The following is a 22524-nucleotide window of genomic DNA, read 5'->3' on the forward strand; positions in this document are numbered from 1 at the left end:
GGGCTCAGTGCCGCCTGGCCCGGGCGGCTGCAGTCGGCCGCCCGGTAGACTGCTGCTCGGTCCGACGGGTGCCCCGGCGCCGGTCGATCGGGAGGGTTGTCCGAGTGGCCGATGGAGCTTGTCTTGAAAACAAGTGGGCAGCGATGTCTCAAGGGTTCGAATCCCTTACCCTCCGCCAGCGGGCGACGGTGATCGCCCGGACCGGCTGTCCGCTGTCGCCCGGACTGGCTGTCCGCTGTCGCCCGGACTGGGGCGCGCGGACCCGGGCCGCCTGCGCGAAGATCTGAGCACCCCCCACGGAAGGACCGCAGTGCTCTCGATCACCTATCTCAGCGACGCGACGACCCCGTTCGACGACGACCAGCTCGCCGTCCTGCTCCTCGGGAGCCGGGCGAACAACACCCGCGATGGTCTCTCCGGGGTCCTCCTCCACCGGCAGGGTCGGTTCATGCAGGTGCTCGAGGGACCCGAGGCCGTCGTCCGCCGCCGGTACGCGGTGATCGAGCGCGATCCGCGGCATGCCCGGATCGAGGTGCTCAGCACCGAGATCATCGACGCACCTCGCTTCGGGCAGTGGTCGATGGGGTACCAACCACTGACCGACGACCTGGCGCACGAGCTCCCTGGGTTCACCGACTTCTTCTCGGACGCTCGGTCGCTGCCCACCGCCGAACGGTCGTCGAACGTCGCGGCGCTCCTCATGTGGTTCCGGAACCACCCGGTGGCAGCTGCCCAGCACTGACGGCCGCCCGGCCGGCCCGGCCCAGCCCGGCGGCGTCGAGAATGCACGGACCAGGAGCGCCGACGGCTCAGCACCCCGGGTTCGTGCATCCTCACCGGGGCGGGTGACCCCTGCTGCGCCCGTAGGCTGACCGCCATGGCCACTCTCATCCTCGTCCGGCACGGCCGCACCACTGCGAACGCCACCGGGGTCCTCGCCGGCCGCACTGCCGGGGTCCGACTCGACGAGGTCGGGCGGCAGCAGGCGACCCGCACGGCGGAGCGTCTGGCCGTCGTCCCGCTCGTCGAGGTGGTGTCGAGTCCGCTCGAACGGTGTCGGCAGACGTCGAAGGCGATCATCGACCGACAGCCAGCCGGCACCGCGACGAGCATCGACCGGGCGATCACGGAGTGCGACTACGGGGAGTGGCAGGGCCGCCTGCTGCGGGACCTCGCGCCGGAGCCGATGTGGAAGGTCGTGCAGTCGCAGCCCTCGGCGGCGGTGTTCCCCGGAGGCGAGTCCATGCAGGCCATGCAATCGAGAGCGGTCGCCGCGATCCGTCGACACGACGCCGCCGTCGAGGCCGAGCACGGACCGGCTGCGGTGTGGGCCGCGGTGAGTCACGGGGACGTCATCAAGGCGGTCCTCGCGGATGCGCTCGGGATGCACCTCGACCTGTTCCAGCGCATCACCGTCGGTCCGGCGAGCGTGTCGATCATCCGGTACGGGGAGCACCGGCCGGACGTCGTCGCGACCAACACGGACTCCGGGGACCTGTCGTGGCTGCGCACGGCCCCCGTCGAGTCGGACGCCGCGGTGGGTGGCGGCGCAGGGCACGCGCCCGCCTGACGGCATCGCTGTCCGGCCGATCCCGACGATCCCGCCGCCGGGAGGAGTGCACTGCCGGTCCGTCGGGGAGTGCGGGAACCGCACGCGTCTGGACCGCGCCCAGATCGGCGAACCTAGGATGGGAGCATGCCCACCATCGTCCACGGGTTCGACTGGCCGGATCGGGTCGTCGTCGGCACCGTCGGCCAGCCAGGATCGCGTTCGTTCTACCTCCAGGCACGCGACGGCCGCCGTGTCGTCAGTGTCGGCCTCGAGAAACAGCAGTCCGCCGCCCTCGCCGAGAAGGTCGAGGAGATCCTCGACCAGCTCATGCAGGAGGACGGCAACCCTGCGCACGTCCCGACCAGCACCCCGATCGAGCTCGTCGACAACGACCCGCTCGACCAGCCCGTCGCCGAGGAGTTCCGCACCGGCGCGATGAGCCTCGGCTGGGACCCCTCGACTGCGCAGGTCGTCATCGAGGCGTTCCCCTGGGCGGACGAGGACGACGTCTCCGAGTCGGACGACGATCCCGAGGCGCTCACCTGGGAGCCGCCGGAGATGCTCGTGGTGCGGATCCCCGTCGGGACGGCACGCGCGTTCGCGAAGCGGACCCTCGAGGTCGTCGGCGCCGGACGTCCGATCTGTGCGACGTGCGGCGAGCCGATCGACCCCGACGGCCACGAGCACGCGTTCCCGGACGACATCAGCCCCGACGACTTCCGATGACGGTGCTCGCCCGATGACGCAGCTCGCCCGATGACGGAGGTCGCCCGATGACGGCGGGCCCCAGACGATGACGGACGCGACCGACGACCTCGACGGCGAGCTCGTCGTCGAGGGACGCATCACCACCGCGTCGAACGCCACCTTCCTCGCCGCCGTCGGCGACACGGCGGTCGTCTACAAGCCCGTCGCGGGCGAGCAGCCGCTCTGGGACTTCCCGGACGGCCGTCTGGCCGACCGGGAGGTCGCCGCCCACCTGCTCTCCGAGGTCCTCGGCTGGAACGTCGTCCCGCGGACCTGGCTCCGCGACGGCCCCTACGGCGAGGGGATGGTGCAGCTCTGGCAGGACATCGACGAGGACCAGGACCCGGTCGACCTGCTCCCGGTGGGCGAGGTGCCGGACGAGGGCTGGCTCCAGGTGCTCGAGGGCGAGGACGAGCGGAACCGCCCGGTGGCGCTGGTGCACGAGGACACCGACGTCCTCCGCCGGATGGCCGTGTTCGACGTGCTCGCGAACAACGCCGACCGCAAGGGTGCGCACGTGCTCGCGATGGAGGACGGGCACCGTTTCGGCGTCGACCACGGACTCACGTTCCACACCGATCACAAGCTGCGGACGGTGCTGTGGGGCTGGGTCGGGTCACCCCTGTCGCAGCAGGAGCTCGCGGGCGTCGACCGGGTGCGGACCGCGCTGGACACCGGGTTCGCGGACGACCTCGCCCCCCTCCTGACCGACGTCGAGATCGTCGCACTCATGGAGCGTGCGGAGGTCCTGTACGCCGAGGCCCGGTTCCCGGCTCCGCGTGGCCGGATGCCGGCCGTCCCCTGGCCGCTCTTCTGACCGTCCCCGTCCCTCCAGCACCTGCAGAACGCCACCTTGGCCGCATCGCGCAGACCTACCGCTCTGCGCCGTGCGGCCACCTCGGTGTTCCGCGGAAGGGGTAGGTCAGTACCATCCGCGGCCGAACATGCCGTCGTGGTCGTCGGCTGCGCCGCCGAAGGCGGCTCCGCCGCGTCGGGAGCCGAGGTAGGAGCCGACGACGGCAGCACCGAGGTCGTCGGCCTCCGGGGCGACGACGGTGCCGCCGACCCGTCGGGCCATGCCGTCGATGAAGCGGGCGAGCCCCGGATCGTCTCCGAGCCGGAAGAAGCTCGTGTGCGCCCCGAGCCGCATCGACGTGTCGAGCTCCCGGATGGCGTGCGCGATGGTCAAGGGGTGCGGCGGGTAGCTGAAGAAGACCTCGCCGTCGGACTCGATGTGCGAGGTGGGTTCGCCGTCGGTGACGATGAGCAGCACCGGCTGCGCGTTCGGGTGCTTCCGGAAGTGTCGGTTCGCGAGGAGCAGAGCGTGGTGGAGGTTCGTGCCCTTGTCCCACTGCGCGTCGAGACCGACCAGCTGCTCGATGTCCATGACCGACGCGGACCGGCCGAACTCGATCAGTTGCAGCTCGTCGCCGCGGAACCGGCTCGTGATGAGGGTGTGGAGGGCGAGGGCAGTCCGTTTCATCGGCACCCAACGGTCCTCCATCGCCATCGAGAACGACGTGTCGACCAGCAGTGCCACGCACGCCTGGGTGCGGGCCTCGGTCTCCTGGACCTCGACGTCACGGATCTCGACCCGGACGCCGCCGGCCGTCTGACCACCGGCGCCGGCCGTCCGGACGATCGCGTTCGTGATGCTCCGCGTGACGTCCCACGGCTCGGTGTCGCCGAACGCCCACTCCCGGGTGGCTCCGGACAGTTCGCCGGCGGCACCCGCCGCTCGGAGCTCCCGGGCGCCCTGACGGCCGGACATCTTCTCGGCGACGTCGCGGAGCAGGCTCTTGCCGAGCTGGCGCATCGCCTTCGGGGTCAGCTTGAGTTGGCCGTCGGCACTGCGGCGGACCGCGCCGGTGTCGCGCAGGGCCTTCTCGAGCTGCTGGAGGGTCCGGGCATCGACCGCGGCCTGGTCGCCGAGTTGCTTCGCGAGGGCATCGAGGTCGAGATCGTCGAGCTGCGACCCCGGGGTGGCCTGGGCGAGTTGCTCCGCCAGGGCGTCGAGGTCGGCGATGTCCTGGAACACCCCGGTGCCGTCGCCGAGCCCGAGCCCCTGCTCACCGCCCATCGACTCCGAGCCGCCCCAGTCCTGGCCGGGTCGGAGTTCGCGGAGCGTCTGGTCGAGCTGGCCGAGGGAGCTCATGAGGTCCGGCGACCCGAAGGCCTGTTGCGCGAGGGCGTCGAGCTCGTCGCGTTGTTCCCGGGTCATCGAGTTCCGCATCCGCTGCGCTGCCGCGGACCGCTCGGCGAGGGCGTCGATGAGTTCGTCGACGTTCGCGGGACCCTCGGGGAAGAACTCCCCGTGCTTCTCCATGAAGTCGTCGAACTGCTCCTGGGTGTCCGTCCCGGCGCGATGTGCGTCGAGGAGTTCGTTGAGGTCCTGGAGCATGCCGTTGATCGCGGCTCGGTCGGCGTCCGTCGCCCCTTCGAGCGCCTGCTTCATCCCGGCGAACCGCTGGTCGAGCATCTCGCGGCCGAGAAGGTCCTTGATCTTGTCGAAGTCCTGCTGCGCCGTCGGGCTCTGCCAGCGGTAGTCGTTGAGTTCGCTGACGGCGGCGGCGGGCGACGGCGGGAGACTGTCGAGTTGCATCTGTGCGAGTGCGCGGTCGCCCTCGTCCATCTCGGCGTCGCGGGCGAGCTGTCCGCGTTCCGCGAGGACCGCGTGGTCGAGCAGCTCGCGGACCTCCTGCAGGGTGCCGTCGAGGTTGTGCTCCTCGGCCAGCTGGCGGCGCTTCTCCGCGACGCGCCGTGCGAGGTCGTCGAGGCCCTGCTGGTCGCGGCCGCCACGGCGGAGGAACTCCCGGAGCGCTCGCTCCGGGGAGTAGCCCGCCATGACGTCCTCGCCGATGGCGTCGAGCGCCTCGGCGACGTCGACCGGCGGCGCGAGCGGGTCGGGTCCGCCGGCGTACTTGGCGTACCGGGAGTCGCGGTGCAGGCGGCGGTTCGTCCTAGCCACGGCGCTGCTCAGATCCCGTACGCTGCTTCGCCATCGCCGCTCTCCTTGCTGATCCGACGCGCGAGGAACAGGCCTTCGAGTGCGAGTTCGATGGCGCCTGCCCGCTGACCGTCCGTGGTGGCGTCGAGGCGGTCGGCGATCTCGTCGTACAGCTCCGACTCGCCGAGGGACGGCAGCCCCGCCAGGAAGTCCCGCGCAGCGACCTGCTCGCCCGTCGTCACCATGACCCCGCCTTCCATCGCGTCGACGAGCACACCGAAGTCGAGTCCGCGGAAGTGCGCGCGCACCGTCTCGGCGGTCGCGGTGCGGAGCAGGTGCTCGAGGATGTCGTCCGCGCGGTCTTCCTCACCGGACTCGAACTCGATCTTGCCGCCCAGGACGTCCACCGCGGTCTCGAGGTCGATCGGCCGCGCGACGGCGTGCTCTTCGCCCTGTCGAGTCGCCCGGTGGATGGCCGCCGCAGCGATCGTCTCGGCGCCGGCGATCGAGAACCGGGCACTGACACCGCTCCGCTGGTCGACCGAACTCGATTCGCGGAGCGCACGGGTGAACCGGGCGAGGACCTCGACGAGCGCGTCCGGGACCTCCGCCACGAGGTCGGCCTCCTGGCGGATGACCGCGATCTCGTCGGCGAGCTCGGTGGGGTAGTGCGTGCGGATCTCGGCGCCGAAGCGGTCCTTGAGGGGCGTGATGATGCGGCCGCGGTTCGTGTAGTCCTCGGGGTTGGCGCTCGCCACGACCAGGACGTCGAGCGGCAGACGGAGGACGTACCCGCGGATCTGGATGTCCCGCTCCTCCATCACGTTGAGCATCGCGACCTGGATCCGCTCGGCGAGGTCCGGCAGCTCGTTGATCGCGACGATGCCGCGGTGGCTCCGGGGGATGAGGCCGAAGTGGATCGTGTCGGGATCGCCGAGGCTCCGGCCCTCGGCGACCTTCATCGGGTCGACGTCGCCGATCAGGTCGGCGACGGACGTGTCCGGGGTCGCGAGCTTCTCGACGTACCGTTCCGACCGGTGCTTCCAGTCGATCGGCATCGCATCGCCGAGGTCCGCCGCGCGCCGGATGCTCGCCGCGGTGACCGGCTCGAACGGGTGCTCGCCGAGTTCGGACCCCGTGATCACGGGCGACCATTCGTCGAGCAGCCCCGCGAGCGTGCGGAGGATGCGGGTCTTGCCCTGGCCGCGTTCGCCGAGCAGGACGATGTCGTGGCCGGCGATGAGCGCCCGCTCGAGCTGCGGGATGACGGTGGTCTCGAAACCGTGCAGACCGGGCCAGGGGTCACGGCCGTCACGGAGTGCGTCGAGCAGGTTGTCGCGGATCTCCGCGCGCAGGGTCTTCTGGACGTGCCCCGACGCGCGGAGTTCGCCGACGGTCGAGATGGAGGGTCGAGTCACGGGCGCAACGGTACGCCCGGGGGCCGACACCGAGAAGGGGCGCCGACCGCGTCGGGGATCGCCCTGGGCGAACACGACCGCGGACCCGGGACTACCGTCCACCGGTGTGCGGCGCTCGGGCGTCGTCAGGCGCCGAGGGGGCGTCGCTGTGCGAGAGGAACCACGATGAGCAGTGCAGTCGGCGGGCAGTCGGTGAAGAGTCTCGTCCCGGCGCGGATGGACCGACTGCCGTGGACGAAGTTCCACTGGTCGGTGGTCGTCGGCCTCGGGGTCTCCTGGATCCTCGACGGCCTCGAGATCCAGATCGTGTCGAACGCCGGGTTCCAGAAGGACCTCGGGCTCGTCACGCAGCAGGTCGTGAGCCTCGGCACCATCTACCTCGTCGGGCAGGTCCTCGGTGCGCTCGTGTTCGGTCGGCTCTCCGACCGGCTCGGTCGACGCAGGCTCTTCATCCTGACGCTCGTCATCTACCTGGTCGGTTCCGGTGTGGCCGGGTTCGCCCAGGACTTCTGGTTCCTCGCCGTCTTCCGGTTCATCGCCGGGTTGGGCATCGGGGGCGAGTACGCGGCGATCAACTCCGCGATCGACGAGCTCATCCCGTCGAGGTACCGCGGGCACGTCGACATCGCGATCAACGGCACGTACTGGGGCGGTGCCGCACTCGGTGCCTTCGCGAACGTGTTCCTGCTGAACACCGACTACTTCGCCGAGGACATCGGGTGGCGCATCGGGTTCTTCCTCGGCCCGGTGCTCGGCATCGCGATCATCTTCCTGCGGCGGCACATCCCGGAGAGTCCGCGCTGGCTGATGACCCACGGGTACGAGCAGCAGGCGGAGGCGACGGTCTCGGAGATCGAGGCGAAGGTCGAGAAGGACACCGGACAGCGGCTCCCGGACGTCGACGAGTCCCTCGCCATGTCGGTGACGCCGACGGACCGCGTCGGGTTCGTCCAGATCGTCAGGGTCCTGTTCTCGCAGTACCCGACCAGGACGCTCGTCGGCGCCACGATGATGATCACGCAGTCGTTCCTGTACAACGCGATCTTCTTCACCTACGCCCTGGTGCTCACGAACTTCTACGGGCTGAGCACCGCCCAGACGTCGATCTACTTCTTCCCGTTCGCGATCGGCAACCTCCTCGGTCCGCTCGTCCTCGGGCGGTTCTTCGACACCTGGGGTCGTCGGCAGATGATCTTCCTGACGTACCTGGTGTCGGGTCTCGTGCTCGCGGTCTCGGCGTTCCTGTTCCAGGCGGACGTGCTCTCCGCGACGACGCAGACCGTGTTCTGGTGCGTCTCGTTCTTCTTCGCCTCGGCGGGTGCGTCGTCGGCCTACCTGACGGTGAGCGAGATCTTCCCGCTCGAGATGCGGTCCCAGGCGATCTCGTACTTCTTCGCGCTCGGGCAGGTCTTCGGGGCTGTCGCACCGCTCATCTACGGCGCGTTCATCGGTGATGGGTCGAGCCGCGAGCCGCTGTTCTGGGGGTACCTGATGGGCGCCGCGATCATGGTCGGCGGTGGGGTGGTCGCCCTGGTCTTCGGCGTCGATGCCGCGCGCAAGGGCCTGGAGTCCGTCACCCAGCCGCTCTCGGTCCTCGCCGGCGGGAGCCGCACGCCGTCACGTCGGTCATCGAGCAGAATACTGGATTGAACATGTTCAGCGCCTGACGGCGCCCTCTGTCACAGTCTCCGAGCGGGCGTCCCACCACGTCGCCCGATCCGGATCGAACGGGAGGCCCGTATGGACACAGCAGGCACGGCACGCGAACGGCATGGTCACCCACTCCTCCCCAGTCGGGTGCGTCGGCGATCCATCCCGAGGGACCCGGCACCGGCCGCCGGCTTCGCCTGGGCCGGGGTGACCCTGTGGTGATGCGCATCGCCGACACCTCGACCGACCCCCTCGCCGACGACGGTCTGGTCCGCCGTGACCTGCTCCGGGACGCCGTGTTCGAGCGGCTGCTCGTACGGATCCTCCGGCTCGACTACCGTCGCGGTCAGCGGTTGCGCCTCGACGCGATCGCCCAGGACATGGGCGTGTCCCGGACGCCGGTCCGCGAAGCGCTCGTCCCGCTCGAGACCCTCCGTCTCGTCAACGTGCAGCGGTACGTCGGCGTCGTCATCGCGCAGTGGGGTGCCGAGAACATGGTCGAGCGGCTCCGGATCGTGCAGAGCATGCTCGATGCGTCGCCGACCCCGGCCGCGGCGATGACGCAGCCCGTGGCCGGCCCGGCGTCGACGGGAGGCACGGTGGCGGGCGCGGTGCCGGTGGCGGGCGCGGTGCCGGGCGCGGCACCCGGTGTGGTGACCGTGCTCGGACCACCGTCCCCGCCGACGGGTGTGCCCGCGTCCGATGCAGCTGCACCCGCGTCGAAGGCGGCGTCGGCACCCCGCTCCGAGCCCGTCTGGGACCAGGAGCCTGGGCGTGCCTCGGAGCGTGTGCCGTCCCGATCGTCCTCGCCGCTGTCGATGCGGGCGTCGATGCCGCGATTCGCCGACGCCGGTCGCGTCGGCACCGTCGTGTCGTGGGATCCGGCGGCCCTCGTCGGGTGCGCGTCCCAGGCCGGCGCGTTCGCGGTCCTCGGGGAGTGGGTCCTCCGGCACCGAGGGCATCCGGTGAGCGCCGACTGGCTCGCCGCGCAGCGACCGGTCCTCGATCGCTTCTACTCACCGGACGTCGCACCGGTCCACGGCATCGACATCGCGGTCGGTTCGGCGGAGCGCGCGGAGCTGCTGTCCGAGGCGCAAGCCGCCGCGGTCGCGCTCGACCTCCGACGAGCCAGCATCGCGCTCGACGCCTTCGCGGACCGGCTGGCCGACGTCGGTGAGCGCTTCGTGCACCGCCGCCGGGAGTGAACACATCGCCGCGACGGATGCAGCATTGCTATCGTGATCGCGATCCGCGATGGGAGTGTCATGTTCGAGACCGCACTGCTCACGAGTTTCCTGGCGGTCGAGCGGACCGGCGGGTTCACCGCGGCGGCGAAGGACCTCGACCTGCGGCAGTCGACGGTGAGCGGTCACGTGGCCCGGCTCGAACGACAGACCGGACGGCTGCTGTTCCGTCGCGACACGCACGCCGTCGCGCTGACACCCGACGGGCAGGCCATGGTCCGGTTCGCGCGCGAGATCCTGGCGGCCCAGGGACAGGCTGCCGCGTACTTCACGGACACCGGTCTCGCCGGGCACATCCGGTTCGGAGCGTCCGAGGACATCGTCGCGACCGGGCTCCCGGAGATCCTCCTCGACTTCCGGAACGCCTACCCCGCCGTCGATCTCGACCTGCGGGTCGGGCTGACCATGGAACTGCGCGAGGAAGTCCGGAGCAACCGGCTCGATCTCGCCCTCGTCAAGCGCCGTCCGACGGAGGACGTGGGCGACCTGGTGTTCCGTGACCCCCTCGTCTGGGCCGGGCGTGCCGGGCAGGTCGTCGTGCCGGGGGAGCCGGTGCACCTCGTGACCTACCCCGGCACCAGCGTGACCCGGGACGCGGCGGTCGCCGCGCTCGAGGGTGCCGGCCTCCCGTACCGGATCACCTGTGTCTCCGCGAGCCAGCAGGGCATCCGGGCGGCGGTGTACGCGGGGCTCGGGGTGACCGTGCACCCCGGGTCGATCCTGCCCGCGGGACTCGTGCCGATCGGCGGGCTGCCGGACCCCGGGCCGACGGAGTTCACGCTGGTGTCCCGCGCCGGTCCGCCGAGCGTCGCGATGACCGAGCTGATCGGTGCGATCCGCGCCGGGGCCGACCGCATCCAGCAGCGTCGCCCGATCGGTTCTCCCGACAACTGACCTCCGCGCCGCGGGCGCGCGCTGGCCACCGACCGTCCCGACCCGTCGCCGCTCCATCGCCGATCACCCGGCACCCCCCCGAACGGGGGACGGCGCGCCAGTGGCACGTCCTCCCCGGAGTGCGGCCCGACCTCGGGTATCGTCCCCGCGACGGCCGAAGCCCGCGGTCGTCGGAAGGGGCAGGTGGTGGCCGAGTTCGACGAACTGACCGACCCGCGACGCGAGCCGACGATCTTCGCCGGCCCCGGACACCGCGTCAGCGGTGGACGCCACGGTCGGCGCAGCCGCGACCTCGGACTGCACCGCATCGTGGCCGGTGTCGGGATCGCCGTCGCCGTCGCGCTGGTGAGTGCCTCGTCGTTGACCGCCTACGCCGCGTACGACGTCGGTCACGGTCTGGCGCAGAACGCCGTCGACGTGGGCGGGAACGCGGACTCGATCGACGGTGCGTTCAACGTGCTCGCCGTCACCGCGGACAACGACCCGAAGCAGGGGGACGAGTACGGCGTCCGCGGCGCCACGCTCAACGACTCGAACGTCCTCCTGCACGTGTCGGCGGACCACACGCAGGCCACCGCGGTGAGCTTCCCGCGCGACCTCGTCATCGACCAGCCGGCGTGCGGCTCGGGCGGTTCGACGAGTCCCGCGGTCCAGAACGAGCCGCTCAACCAGGCCTACGGGCGTGGTGGGCTGGCCTGCGTCGTCAAGACGGTCGAGCACGTCAGCGGCCTGCGGATCCCGTTCGCGGTGCAGATGAGCTTCGACGGCATCATCGGGCTGTCGGACGCGATCGGCGGCGTCCCGGTCTGCGTCACCGGGAGCGTCGACGACCCGTACACGGGCCTGAAGCTCAAGGCAGGCAACCACACGGTCTCGGGGTCGACGGCGCTCGCGTTCCTGCGGGACCGGCACGGCGTCGGTGACGGCAGCGACCTCGCACGCATCTCGAGCCTGCAGCAGTTCCTGTCGTCGCTCGTCCGCAAGGTGAAGGACGACGGGACACTCGGCGACCCCGCCAAGCTGTACCGGCTCGCGTCCGTGGCGTCGCGGACGGTGACGCTGTCCACCTCGCTCGCCAAGCCGGACACGATGGTCGGGATCGCGCGGACGTTCGAGGGCATCGGGCTCGACCGGATCACGTTCGTGCAGTACCCCGGCTCGACGACGGACCCGCGTTGGCCGGGCAAGGTCGTGCCGATCCCCTCGACGGCCGACCAGCTCATGCACGCGATCGCGGCGGACCGCCCGTTCACGCTCGGCGGCGACTCGATCGGTCGGGGTTCGGAGAGCCAGGCGTCGGGAACCACTGCCGGGGGCACGGGCGGCGGCGCGAGCCGCGGCTCGACGAGCAAGGGCACCGCGAGCAGCTCGGGCGACCAGCGACCGGACGGGGGTGGCGCGGCCGGCGCGGGCAGTGCCTCCAGGGCGACCGCGACGGGACCGGAGACGATCGCGGGCGTGACCGGCCAGACGGCCGCCGAGAAGACGTGCGCGGTGGCAGCCGCAGGCTGACCCCCAGGACGCGGCCCCAGCGACCCCCGTTCTCGGGCTTCCGTGACCACCGACATGTCGAACACACTGGGTCTCCAGGCACATCTGTGGCACCCTGTTGCAGTTGCCACGCAGCCGGTCCTGGCCCGGACCGACCGACTGCGCGAGACCGACACGACGCGGCCCGATCAGCCGCGTCGTCCGCCCGGAAGCCCGTAGGGGAGCTTCCCGGGCCCGTGTCCACCGAAGCGAGGAGCGCCCGTGACCGACGTGCGAGACCGATCACACCGGATGAACCGCGTGGCAGGCATCGCCCGCCACGGACGGCTCACCCGGAAGCACCCGGTCCGCGCGGCGGTCAAGGTCGTCGCCGGGGTCGCAGCCGTCGCACTCGCGAGCTCCGCCTCCATCGCCGCGATCGCCGCGGGGCAGGTCACCACCGACCTCGGTCCCGGTGTCCGGATCCAGGGGCAGCCGCAGGGCACCGCGAACCGGGTGTCGCTCGCGGACTACCAGGGCGGCTTCAACATGCTCGTCGTCGGGACGGACAACGACCCCGACCAGGGCGACACGTTCGGTGTGCGGGACGCGACCCTGAACGACGTCAACATCCTCATCCACGTCTCCGCGGACCACACCAACGCCACCGCGGTGAGCATCCCCCGCGACCTCGTCGTGCCGATCCCGGCCTGCGAGAAGCCGGACGGCTCCGGCTCCTTCCCGGCGATGTCGGCGCAGCCGTTCAACAACGCGTGGTCGTACGGCGGCCTGAGCTGCGTCGTGCAGACCGCCCAGGCGCTCACCGGTCTCGACGTCCAGTACTCGGCCGCGGTGTCGTTCAACGGCGTCATCGAGATGTCGAACGCCATCGGTGGTGTGCCCGTCTGCGTGGCATCGCCGATCCACGACCGGTACACGGGCCTCGACCTGCCGGCCGGGACCTCGACGTTGCAGGGTGACGAGGCCCTCGCGTTCCTCCGGACCCGGCACGGTGTCGGGGACGGCAGCGACCTCGGGCGCATCTCGAGCCAGCAGGTGTTCCTGTCGTCGATGCTCCGCACGATCAAGAGCAACGACACCCTCGGATCGCTGCCGCGGCTCTACAAGCTCGCGCGTGCGGCGACGTCGAACATGAAGCTCTCGGAGAGCCTCAACAACGTCCAGACGATGGTGCAGATGGGCCGGGCGCTGCAGGACCTGTCGCTCGAACAGGTGAACTTCGTGCAGTACCCCGGGTCGACCGACGGCCGGGGCGTCTACGCCGGCAAGGTGCGGCCGTCGACCGCGCTCGCCGATCAGCTGTTCGACCGGATCAAGGGCGACCAGTCGTTCAGCCTCGCCGCGGGCAGCACCGGGATCGGGTCGGAGAGCGGCGGTTCCGCAGCCGGCGGGTCGTCGTCCCAGGCGCCGAGCTCCGGGACGCCGGACACCGGCGCGCCGAGTGGCGCGACATCGAGTTCCGGCACCCCCGGTTCCGATGCGACGGACGGGGTCGGCGCGCCGAGCGGCGCGGCGACCACGGACACCATCGCCGGGTTGCAGGGCCAGTCGGCCTCCGAGCAGACGTGCAGCGTGGCGTTCCGGTACTGAGCCCGCCGCGGCGCGACACCCAACCGACCCCGTGGGACCAGGAGGAGGCGCGGGGCTCGGCCGCCGCGCCTCCTCGAGTCACTCTCCGACCGACGCTCGATCGGGTACGGGTCACCGGGCGGGTGTTCGGAGAGCGACGCCTCTGCTGCGAGGAACGCGGCCCCGACGAGAGCGTCGGGGCTGTGATCTGCGTCGACCGCAACGATACGGGGTCCCCCGAAAGGAGGACACCGCAGCGATGCCCCCACTTCGGGGGTCATGTGCGGATCACGCTCACGCGCGGCACGCCGGACTGGAGGCGGTGGTTCCGGCCCGCCCCGTGCCTCCCGTATGATGGTGGTCGCGTGTTCGCCTGGCGGGTGCGCGAGGAGACGTCGCATAGTTCGGCCGAGTGCACCACCCTGCTAAGGTGGAGTTCCCTTTCTGGGAACCGTGGGTTCAAATCCCACCGTCTCCGCAGTTCTCCCAGCCCTTCCGATCCGCAGTCCTGCGAGCCGGAGGGGCTTCGTCGTGTTCGGGGTGCGCGCGGCCGCCCGGTAGTTGCTTTCCAATCTGGAAACAGTTAGTGTTTCCGACATGGAAAGCATCTATGACGACCAGTCCGACCCGTCCATCGGAGCGCGCGCCGCCCGCGACGCCGTCCACGCCGCACAGCAGCGACTCGCGAACCGCCTCCGGTCCCCGTGGTGGTTCCACGCGCTCATCGGCCTCGCCGTCGCGGCCGTCGTGTTCGGGATCACCGGGCGCACCCCGTGGGGCATCATCGTGCTCGTCGCAGGCATCGTCGGGTACGTCGTCCTCGGTCGGTGGCGCGCCCGGAGCATCGGGTTCTCCCGCGCGGACCCCGAGCGCTGGGCGTTCCTCCGGACCGGCGCGCCGTGGTCGGTCGTGTCGCTCGTGGTGGTCGTCGCAGCGATCGCGGCGGTGCTGTTCGTCCGGCAGCTCTCCCTGCCCGAGGTCGGGGCCGTGGCCGTCGCCGCCGGGTTCGTGACCGCCGTCCTCGGCCCGCTCGCCGATCGTGCCGGCCGCGCAGCCCTCGGCCGGGACGGACGCTGATGGCGCCGGCCGCGCCAGTGTTCGACGCGCTCGTGCACGCCCCGCAACGACTGCAGATCTGCGCGATCCTGGCCCGGGGTGGCGAGGTCGAGTTCGGGACCCTCCGGGACGCGCTCGACGTCTCGGACGCCACGCTGAGCAAGCACCTCAAGCTGCTGACCGACGCGGCCTACGTCGAGCTCCGGCGGGTGGCGCGCGATCGTGGCCACGCCCGGACCTGGGTCGCCCTGAGTCGATCCGGCCGACGCGCGCTCGACGGTCACTTCGCGTTCCTGCAGTCCCTGGCACCGGACGGCGAGACCCCGTCCTGACGGATCAGGACGTCGGTCGATGACACATCCTCCGGCTGTGTCCACCCCGCCGTTGTAGCATTCGCGGACACGTCCCCGTGCGACACCCGTGCCGCGCGATCCCCATCCCGGAGGTCCTTCGGTGCCCGACTCCCCGACACCGTTCCCGATCGAGCCAGCACCGTTCCCGATCGAGCAGATCCGCGCAGTCGGGGCCGACATCGTCGCCGCCGTCGGGACGGTGATCGACGGCAAGACCGACGCGATCCGCACCGCCCTCACGGTCATGCTCGCCGAGGGCCACCTGCTCGTCGAGGACGTCCCCGGGGTGGGCAAGACGGTCCTCGCCAAGTCGATCGCGGCGTCCGTGGGCGGATCGGTGAGCCGCATCCAGTTCACGAGCGACATGCTCCCGTCGGACGTCACGGGCGTGAACATCTACGACCAGGCGACGTCCTCGTTCCGGTTCTCCCCGGGACCGGTGTTCGCGAACGTCGTCATCGGCGACGAGATCAACCGGACGAGCCCGAAGACCCAGTCGGCGCTCCTCGAGGCGATGGCGGAGTCCCAGGTCACCGTCGACGGCGTCACGCGTCGTCTCGAGCCGCCGTTCATGATCGTCGCGACGCAGAACCCGATCGACATGGAGGGGACGTACCCGCTCCCGGAGGCGCAGCGCGACCGCTTCATGGCCCGGATCGCGATGGGGTACCCGAGCGTCGACGCCGAGCGGGCCATGCTCTCCACGCGCGGCACCGGCGACCCGCTGTCCGCGGTCCGGCCGATCGTCGACGTCGGCACCCTCACCGCCATGATCGCCGCGGTCCGGAGCGTGCACGTCGCCCCTGACGTCGAGGCGTACGTCGTCGCGCTCGTCCGCGCGACGCGGACCCACCCGGACCTCGTGCTCGGCGCCAGCCCCCGGGCGACCCTGCACCTCGCGAGCGCCGCACGGGCCCGGGCCGCCCTCGAGGGTCGGTCCTTCGTCACCCCGGACGACGTCGCCGCGCTCGCGCCGGTCGTCCTCGCGCACCGACTGGTCCCGCTCGCCCGCGGACTCGGCGGCAGCGCGGACGAGACGGCCCGCGAGATCGTGGTCCGCCTCGTCGGCGACACCGCCGTGCCGTTCACGCCCGCACCGATCCGCTCCTGAGCGAACGATGTCCGTCCCGGGTGCCGACGTCGCAGGACGGGTGTGGCGTGTCGTCCGCACGACCCCGTTCCCTCGACCGACGACCCGCGGCTGGACCGTCGTGTCCGTCGGGATCGGCCTCGTCGGGGCCGGGCTCGTCGCCACGACGAGCATCGCCGTCACGGCGGGACTCCTGCTCCTCGTGGTGTTCCTGCTCGGGATCGTCGTGGCCCTGATCGGGGCGGCTCCGATCCGAGCGCGACGACTCGGCGGACGGACGATCGTGCAGACCGGCGAGGCGTTCCGGGCGACGATCGAGGTGACGGGACGCACCTCCGGCCCGGCCGTCTCGTCGCGCCTGCTCGTACGGGAGCGCTTCGACGAGCACTTCGCGGCGATGACCGACCCGGTGGCCCTCGTCGAGGTCGGCCCGGGGCGCCCACCGGGACGACTCGAGGTCGAGGCGATCGCGGTCCGACGCGGCCGGCCGGTGATCGGTCCGACCACGGTCCGGGTGGAGGACCCGTTCGGGCTGCTCCGCATCGACCGGACCGTCGCACCGGCCGAGCAGATCGTCATCGTGCCGCGGACGACCCCGCTCGCGGCGATCGACACCGGCGTGCTCGCGGGCGCGGTCTCGGCCGAGGAGGGGCGGACGGGCCAGGGCGGGTCGGCGGACGACAGCGAGCTCCGCGTGTACCGCCCGGGCGACCCGATGCGTCGCGTGCACTGGGGGCAGAGCGCGCGCCGCGGGGAGCTCCACGTGCGCCAGACGACGCAGGCGCAGCCACCGGAGGCGACGGTGCTGCTCGACGTCCGCCGGGAGTCGTACCAGGGGCTCGGCCGCGAGACACTCGCGGAACTGTCCGACCTCGGCGGCGACGCCGCCTTCGAGCACGCCGTCGTCGTCGCGGCGAGTGTCGCCCGGGTCCTGGCCGCCCGGACGTCCCGCGTCGCGCTCGTGACGGACCGGCCCGCCGCGAGCAGGACGACGTCCGCGACCGGTCCGGCGCGGACCCCGGGCCGCACGTCCGACCAGGACCGCACGCCGCCGCCGGCACCCGTCGCCGGGGAGCTCGCCGACGTCCTCGTCGGTCTCGCCGACGTCCGCGTCCGCTCCGACGCCCGCCCGGTCGCCGAGGTCCTCCCGGACGTCCGGGGCCGCGACGCGCACGGCATGACCGCCGTCGTCACCGGACGGAGCACCGCAGAGCAGGCCGCCGAGCTCGTCGCCCGGATGCCCGGTGCCACGCGCGGCCTGTTCGTCGCGATCGTGCCGCCGGACGCGACGACCCGCGGCATCCTCGACCGTGCCGGCTGGCGCATCCTGGTGATGCCCGCGCCGGGCGTGGTCGGAACCGCGTCGACCGGAGCCACCCGATGAGCACGACGCAACGCCCGCCGCACGCCGCCTCCCAGCCACCGCGGGTGACGGGCCGGATGGTCCTCGAACGTGACGACCGGGCGGACGGCGACCCGGGCCTCCCGTCCGCCTGGCTGGTCGTGGCGGCTCCGGTCCCGGTGCTCGTGGCGTCGCTCGCCCTCCGGCCGCTCGTGCAGGGCATCGCGTGGTGGATGTCGGCGCTCGTGGTCACGGTGGTCGTCGTCGCGGTGATGCTGGCGTTCCGGCAGCGCAGCCGTCTCGCCCGGTTCGTCGCCCTCGTCGTGACGCTCGTGGCCGGCTCGTCGGCCGCAGCACTCCTCAACGACGTCCAGCCGTTCGGGTGGCTCGACCGGAACGGTGCGCTCGGGGCGATGCTCGAGGCGATCCGGGTGAACCCCGCACCGCTCCCGGAGACCGACGCGATCCGGCTCGAGATGACGGTGCTCATCGTCTGGGTGGCCGGGGTGTCGGTGTTCCTCGCCGTGATCGCCCCGACCGCGGCGCTCGCGGCGGTCCCGGCGCTGGTCATCCTCGTCGTGCCCGGGGTCATCACGGGCAGCCCGGCCGGGTCCGTGCTCGTCGTGCTGACCGGCATCGCGTTCCTCCTGCTCCTGTGGTTGTCGGTCCGGCCGATCCAGCATGCGTTCCCGGCGGTCGTGATCGGCGTGCTCGGACTCGTCGTCGCCGTCGGGCTCCCGAGCGTGGTCCCGCTCAACGCGAGCTGGCTGTCCGGGGTCACCGGGGCGATCCAGGCACCGCTGCAGCCCGGCCGTCCGGGAACGCTCCTGAAGCTCGGCGACGACCTGCGCCGCCCGACCGAGATCGAGGTGTTCCGGTACCGGACGTCGAGCGGGTCGGCGGAGTACCTGAAGCTCGCGGACCTCGACGAGTTCGGCACGGGCGACTGGGTGCCGACGGTCGTCGACGCCAGCAGCGCACCGACGGCCGACCAGGGGCAGTCCGCCGTCGGCGTCAACCCGCGGCTGGCGACCCGGGGCGACGCCGAGATCCGGATCACCGGTCTCTCGAGCCAGTACCTGCCCGTGCCGTCCGGTGCGGTCGCCGTGCAGTCGCAGTCGACGACGCTCGACCTCGCCAACTGGCGCTGGATGGGCGACTCGAACACGATCCGCTCGACCGGCCCGGTGACCCGTCGTGCTGACCTGTACTCCGTGTACGGCGGGGCGACGTTCGCGAACCCCTACCTCGACGCCATCGCGGCCCGCGGTCGACTCGACGCGGCCGGGCGCGGTGCCGACTGGGTCCAGCCGTCGAAGGCGCAGCTGCGGACCGACCTGCAGCTCCCGAGGGACCTCCCGGCGAGCATCCGGAACGCCGCCGAACGTGTCGCCGGGAACGCCGGGGACGAGTACGAGCAGGGCCGCGCGCTCGAGGACTGGTTCCGGGGCGGCCGGTTCACCTACTCCGAGACGGCACCGGTCGAGCAGGGCTACGACGGCGACAGCATGGCCGTCATCGCGAAGTTCCTGCAGGTGCGCGCCGGGTACTGCGTGCACTTCGCGTCGTCGATGGCGGTGATGGCCCGGGTGCTCGGGATCCCGTCGCGGATCGCGGTCGGCTACCGTCCGGGCGGCACCGACCAGAACGGCGAGTTCAGCGTCTCGAACCGCCAGCTGCACTCCTGGCCGGAGCTGTACATCCAGGGCGCGGGCTGGGTCGGCTTCGAGCCCACGCCCGTCGACGAGACCGGTGCGTCGAACACCCAGCCCTCGTCCGCGGCGACGCCGTCCGCGTTGAACACCCCGTCCGCGCTGCCGTCGGCGAACGACTCGGTGCCGAGCCCGACCGCGGCGACCCCGACCCCGACGGTCGAACCGCAGTCCGGGGGCGCGACCGGTGGTCCGGGCGACTCCGGGGCCGGCTGGGGGATCGGGCTCGGGATCCTCGCCCTCGCGCTCGTGCTGGTCGGGCCGGGACTCGTGCGCGCGGTGCGACGGCAGCGGCGACTCGGCATGCTCGGGGCGGGTCGCGAGCCGGCGCTGCACGCCTGGCGTGAACTCCTCGACGACGTCGCCGACCACGGGTTCTCGCCCGGGATCGCACCGCCGGACGACGCCGCAGCCGCCGCCCGGACGGCACGCGCGGTCCTCGGGAGGCTGCGCACCACCCTGCCGCCCGCGGTGCTGCCGCACCTGGGGCTCGTCGTCGACGCGGTGGACCAGGAGCGGTACGGACCGGCCGGATCGGCGGGCGTCGATCCCGGAGTCCTGCTGGCAGCGGTCCGGGAGGCCCGTGGTGCGCTGGACGCGGCCGTCCCGACCCGCAGGCTGGTGCTGTCCCGGATCTTCCCGCCGAGTCTCGCGCCGTCCGCGGCGTGGTCGCCCGGGGGCCCGCGCCGGCCGCGGCGCGTGTAGCGCTCGGCGCGTGGAGCGCTCGGCGCGTGGTGCGTTCGGCGGGGGTTCCGGACAGTCGTCGCCGGATCCACGCACGACCGCGTACACATGACGGATGGACGCACTCGAGCTCGTGGTCGTGCTCGGGGCGACGATCCTCGTGGGTGGTGTCGTCGCGCAGCGCATCCGGGTCGCGTCCCCGCTCGTGCTCCTGGTCCTCGGCGCCCTCGTCGGCTTCGTCCCCGGGCTCGGCGAGGTGCAACTGTCGTCCGACGTCGTGCTGCTGCTGTTCCTCCCCGCGCTGCTCTACTGGGAGTCGCTGAACACCTCACTCCGGGAGATCCGCAGCAACCTCCGGACGATATCCCTGCTCGCGGTCGGTCTCGTGCTCGCCACCGCTGCGGTCGTCGCGGTGATCGCGCACGCGTTCGGGCTGTCCTGGGCGCTCGCGATCGTCCTCGGCGCGGTCATCGCCCCGACCGACCCGACAGCCGTCGCGTCGGTGGCCGGTCGGCTCCCGCGCCGGGTCATCACGACGCTCCGCGCGGAGAGCCTCGTCAACGACGGCACCGCGCTCGTCCTCTACGGCGTCGCCGTCACCGCGGTGGTCTCCGGTTCCGGGATCGACGTCGGAGCCGCCGTCGTGCGGTTCTTCGCGTCGTACGGGCTCGGCATCGCAGTGGGACTCGCGGTCGGCTACGGCGTGTTCGTGGTCCGCCGGTACATCGGCAACCGACTGCTCGAGAACACCCTCAGCGTGCTCACGCCCTTCCTCGCCTACTTGCCGGCCGAGGCGCTCGGCGTCTCCGGCGTCGTCGCGGTCGTCACGGCCGGGCTCCTCCTCACCCAGCTCGGCCCGAGCGTCATCGACGCGCACGCGCGGGTGCAGGGCGCCGGGTTCTGGCAGGTGACGACCTACCTGCTGAACGGCACCCTGTTCGTCCTCGTCGGGCTCGAGTTCCACCGGACGCTCCGGGTCGTGCTGCACGACGACTGGGTGACGGCCGTCGGGCTCGCCCTGCTCTGCACCCTCGCGGTGATCGGGGTGCGGATCGTCTGGGTGAACACGACGCCGTACGCGAGCCGGCTGCTCGATCGTCGGGAGTCGCAGCGCGGCACCCTCATGCCGTTCCGGGCACGCCTGCCGATCGCCTGGGCCGGGTTCCGTGGCGCGGTGTCGCTCGCCGCGGCGCTCGGCGTGCCGACGATGACCACGGCGGGGCACGCCGTCGACGACCGCGATCTCGTCATCTTCGCGACGTTCACGGTCATCGCCGTGACCCTGGTGCTCGAGGGGCTGACCATGCCGGCGGTGGTGCGGTGGGCGGACCTGCCGGACGACCCCCGCGAGGCGCGGGAGGAGATCTCGGCGGAACGCGCCGCACTCCACGGCGCGCTCGACGTGCTCGACGAGACGGCGTCCCGGATCGGGTCGCCGGACGGGGTCCGCAGCGATCTGCAGCACGACATGGAGCGTCGGCTGCAGCGCCTCGAACGCGATGCCCGCGAGCACGACGAGTCGGCGGAGCACGACCCGAGCATCCACGGGAACCCGGCCGGCACCGACGTGCTCGACGACGTCGGGGACACGGACGCCGGCGGGAGCGGCGGGGGACCGGTCGACGAGTCGAGCGCCGCCGACGCCACGGCATCGGACCGCACGCACGGGGCCGACCTGCTCGACGACGAGGCCGCGGAGCTGCAGCGGGAACGCGACGACGAGCAGGCGGAGATCGCGCTCCGGCTCGAGCTGCTCGGGGCGAAGCGGCGGGCGGTGCTCGACCTGCGGAAGCGCCGGGCGATCGACGACGAGGTGGTCCGTCGCATCCAGACCCGGTTCGACGTCGAGGAGATCCGGCTCGCGGCGATCGTCGAGGACGACTGAGGCGCTCAGCCCTCGGGGCCGTCCGGTGCGTCCTGGACCGGGAACGAACCCGTCGCGGTCGGCGGTTGCACCACGTCGCGGTGGGCTGACCCCGGGCGGGCACCGCTCCGTCGGAGGAGCCGGGTCGCCTCCGGACGGAGGCCGCGCGGACGCCGGATGCCGCGTCCGCGCCGGAGGAGGCTCGCGAGCGCGGACTGCGGCTGCCAGTTCGGGCTGTTCGGCAGCCCCCAGCCCCAGCGGACGGCCGCGACCCGGAGCCCGACCGAGAGGAGCACCGCGACCACGATGCCGATCGTCGGGACGCGGACCGCTGATGCGACGACCATGACGACGGACGCCGCGACCGCGACCGAGGCGTACAGGGCGTTCCCGCCGAACACGGCCGGGACGCGTCGGAGGAGCAGGTCCCGGATGGCACCGCCGCCGACAGCGGTGATCGTGCCCATGATGATCGCGGGGCCCCAGCCGAGACCCGCCTCGAACGTGCGTTGCACGCCGACGACCGCCCAGAAGCCGATCACCGCGGCGTCCAGGACGGTGAACAGCCGGTCCCAGGCGACCTCGGAGATCGACACGAAGAACGCCAGCAGCACACCGACGATCGCGGCCGGGACGTAGAGCGGATCGGTGAGGGCGACGGGGGGACCGTTCTGCAGGAGCACGTCGCGGAGCATCCCGCCGCCGAGCCCGGACACGACGCCGACGACCAGGAACCCGAACAGGTCGAACCCCATCGTGCGGGCGATCGCGCCGCCGAGCATCGCCGACGCGAACACCCCGGCGAGGTCGAGGACGTTCGTGACGACGCGCAGCGCGTCGGGGTCGAGCAGGTTCACCCGCCCAGTCTCGCAGGCGACCGGGGGACGCACTGCCCGGATGGACGTCGGCGC

Annotated in this window: 18 protein-coding genes and 2 tRNA genes; 17 read left to right on the plus strand and 3 right to left on the minus strand. The window is 72.1% G+C overall.

Going from position 1 to position 22524, the window contains the following annotated elements; translation table 11 throughout:
• Positions 1–90: 90 nt before the first annotated feature.
• The 5 genes from ACO0E0_RS01680 (at position 91) to ACO0E0_RS01700 (ending at position 3116) form a co-directional block, all read left to right on the plus strand.
• A tRNA-Ser gene (locus tag ACO0E0_RS01680) sits at positions 91–178 on the plus strand.
• 132 nt (positions 179–310) lie between these two features.
• Positions 311–742, plus strand: coding sequence for a BLUF domain-containing protein (locus ACO0E0_RS01685; RefSeq protein ID WP_422869668.1), 432 nt, complete (start codon positions 311–313; stop codon positions 740–742).
• Between the two features lie 135 nt (positions 743–877).
• The gene (locus tag ACO0E0_RS01690; protein ID WP_422869669.1) at positions 878–1570 is read left to right on the plus strand and encodes a histidine phosphatase family protein; all 693 of its coding nucleotides are present in this window, start codon (positions 878–880) and stop codon (positions 1568–1570) included.
• A 126-nt stretch (positions 1571–1696) separates the two neighbouring features.
• Positions 1697–2278, plus strand: a complete 582-nt coding sequence (locus tag ACO0E0_RS01695) for a DUF3090 domain-containing protein (protein ID WP_422869670.1) — start codon at positions 1697–1699, stop codon at positions 2276–2278.
• 67 nt (positions 2279–2345) lie between these two features.
• A complete protein-coding gene (locus tag ACO0E0_RS01700) occupies positions 2346–3116 on the plus strand; it encodes an SCO1664 family protein (RefSeq protein ID WP_422869671.1) in 771 nt (256 codons plus the stop codon).
• 105 nt (positions 3117–3221) lie between these two features.
• Here the strand turns inward: ACO0E0_RS01700 and ACO0E0_RS01705 are convergent, their stop codons facing one another.
• Together ACO0E0_RS01705 and ACO0E0_RS01710 are read right to left on the minus strand one after the other, a co-directional pair.
• Positions 3222–5267: a vWA domain-containing protein gene (locus ACO0E0_RS01705; RefSeq protein ID WP_422869672.1), complete on the minus strand. Its 2046-nt coding sequence runs from the start codon at positions 5265–5267 to the stop codon at positions 3222–3224.
• Positions 5268–5275: 8 nt separating this feature from the next.
• Positions 5276–6664: a MoxR family ATPase gene (locus tag ACO0E0_RS01710; protein ID WP_422869673.1), complete on the minus strand. Its 1389-nt coding sequence runs from the start codon at positions 6662–6664 to the stop codon at positions 5276–5278.
• A 165-nt stretch (positions 6665–6829) separates the two neighbouring features.
• Between ACO0E0_RS01710 and ACO0E0_RS01715 the strand changes: the two genes are divergently transcribed.
• From ACO0E0_RS01715 to ACO0E0_RS01770, 12 genes are all read left to right on the plus strand, one after another.
• Positions 6830–8314 carry an MFS transporter gene (locus ACO0E0_RS01715; protein WP_422869674.1) on the plus strand — a complete coding sequence of 495 codons (1485 nt, stop codon included), beginning with the start codon at positions 6830–6832 and terminating at the stop codon, positions 8312–8314.
• Between the two features lie 221 nt (positions 8315–8535).
• Complete coding sequence (locus ACO0E0_RS01720; protein WP_422869675.1) at positions 8536–9519, plus strand: GntR family transcriptional regulator; 984 nt, start codon at positions 8536–8538, stop codon at positions 9517–9519.
• A 60-nt stretch (positions 9520–9579) separates the two neighbouring features.
• Positions 9580–10452 (plus strand): LysR substrate-binding domain-containing protein, encoded by an 873-nt coding sequence (locus ACO0E0_RS01725; RefSeq protein WP_422869676.1) that lies wholly within the window; start codon positions 9580–9582, stop codon positions 10450–10452.
• Between the two features lie 186 nt (positions 10453–10638).
• Positions 10639–11964 carry an LCP family protein gene (locus ACO0E0_RS01730; protein WP_422869677.1) on the plus strand — a complete coding sequence of 442 codons (1326 nt, stop codon included), beginning with the start codon at positions 10639–10641 and terminating at the stop codon, positions 11962–11964.
• Between the two features lie 240 nt (positions 11965–12204).
• Complete coding sequence (locus ACO0E0_RS01735; protein ID WP_422869678.1) at positions 12205–13533, plus strand: LCP family protein; 1329 nt, start codon at positions 12205–12207, stop codon at positions 13531–13533.
• Between the two features lie 367 nt (positions 13534–13900).
• A tRNA-Ser gene (locus tag ACO0E0_RS01740) sits at positions 13901–13990 on the plus strand.
• Positions 13991–14109: 119 nt separating this feature from the next.
• Positions 14110–14589 (plus strand): hypothetical protein, encoded by a 480-nt coding sequence (locus ACO0E0_RS01745; protein ID WP_422869679.1) that lies wholly within the window; start codon positions 14110–14112, stop codon positions 14587–14589.
• Positions 14589–14900: a transcriptional regulator gene (locus ACO0E0_RS01750; RefSeq protein ID WP_422869680.1), complete on the plus strand. Its 312-nt coding sequence runs from the start codon at positions 14589–14591 to the stop codon at positions 14898–14900. Before ACO0E0_RS01745 ends, ACO0E0_RS01750 begins: the two co-directional genes overlap by 1 nt.
• Positions 14901–15021: 121 nt before the next feature.
• On the plus strand, positions 15022–16032 hold the full coding sequence (locus tag ACO0E0_RS01755; protein ID WP_422869681.1) for an AAA family ATPase: 1011 nt from the start codon (positions 15022–15024) through the stop codon (positions 16030–16032).
• Positions 16033–16039: 7 nt separating this feature from the next.
• A complete protein-coding gene (locus ACO0E0_RS01760; RefSeq protein ID WP_422869682.1) occupies positions 16040–17395 on the plus strand; it encodes a DUF58 domain-containing protein in 1356 nt (451 codons plus the stop codon).
• Entirely contained in the window at positions 17392–19770 is a 2379-nt protein-coding gene (locus ACO0E0_RS01765; RefSeq protein ID WP_422869683.1) for a transglutaminase TgpA family protein, read from the plus strand. The genes ACO0E0_RS01760 and ACO0E0_RS01765 overlap by 4 nt, the downstream gene beginning before the upstream one ends.
• Positions 19771–19864: 94 nt before the next feature.
• Entirely contained in the window at positions 19865–21634 is a 1770-nt protein-coding gene (locus tag ACO0E0_RS01770) for a Na+/H+ antiporter (RefSeq protein WP_422869684.1), read from the plus strand.
• Between the two features lie 5 nt (positions 21635–21639).
• Here ACO0E0_RS01770 and ACO0E0_RS01775 read toward each other — a convergent pair whose 3' ends face one another.
• Positions 21640–22470: a trimeric intracellular cation channel family protein gene (locus tag ACO0E0_RS01775; RefSeq protein ID WP_422869685.1), complete on the minus strand. Its 831-nt coding sequence runs from the start codon at positions 22468–22470 to the stop codon at positions 21640–21642.
• Positions 22471–22524: the final 54 nt, after the last annotated feature.

The sequence above is a fragment of the Curtobacterium phyllosphaerae genome (genome assembly GCF_049341865.1).
GTDB lineage: Bacteria > Actinomycetota > Actinomycetes > Actinomycetales > Microbacteriaceae > Curtobacterium > Curtobacterium phyllosphaerae.

Coding starts and splice junctions, on each gene's coding strand:
- ACO0E0_RS01690 (WP_422869669.1), top strand. CDS start 878: ATGGCCACTCTCATCCTCGTCCGGCACGGCCGCACCACTGCGAACGCC.
- ACO0E0_RS01695 (WP_422869670.1), top strand. CDS start 1,697: ATGCCCACCATCGTCCACGGGTTCGACTGGCCGGATCGGGTCGTCGTC.
- ACO0E0_RS01700 (WP_422869671.1), top strand. CDS start 2,346: ATGACGGACGCGACCGACGACCTCGACGGCGAGCTCGTCGTCGAGGGA.
- ACO0E0_RS01715 (WP_422869674.1), top strand. CDS start 6,830: ATGAGCAGTGCAGTCGGCGGGCAGTCGGTGAAGAGTCTCGTCCCGGCG.
- ACO0E0_RS01720 (WP_422869675.1), top strand. CDS start 8,536: ATGCGCATCGCCGACACCTCGACCGACCCCCTCGCCGACGACGGTCTG.
- ACO0E0_RS01725 (WP_422869676.1), top strand. CDS start 9,580: ATGTTCGAGACCGCACTGCTCACGAGTTTCCTGGCGGTCGAGCGGACC.
- ACO0E0_RS01745 (WP_422869679.1), top strand. CDS start 14,110: ATGGAAAGCATCTATGACGACCAGTCCGACCCGTCCATCGGAGCGCGC.
- ACO0E0_RS01750 (WP_422869680.1), top strand. CDS start 14,589: ATGGCGCCGGCCGCGCCAGTGTTCGACGCGCTCGTGCACGCCCCGCAA.
- ACO0E0_RS01760 (WP_422869682.1), top strand. CDS start 16,040: ATGTCCGTCCCGGGTGCCGACGTCGCAGGACGGGTGTGGCGTGTCGTC.
- ACO0E0_RS01765 (WP_422869683.1), top strand. CDS start 17,392: ATGAGCACGACGCAACGCCCGCCGCACGCCGCCTCCCAGCCACCGCGG.
- ACO0E0_RS01770 (WP_422869684.1), top strand. CDS start 19,865: ATGGACGCACTCGAGCTCGTGGTCGTGCTCGGGGCGACGATCCTCGTG.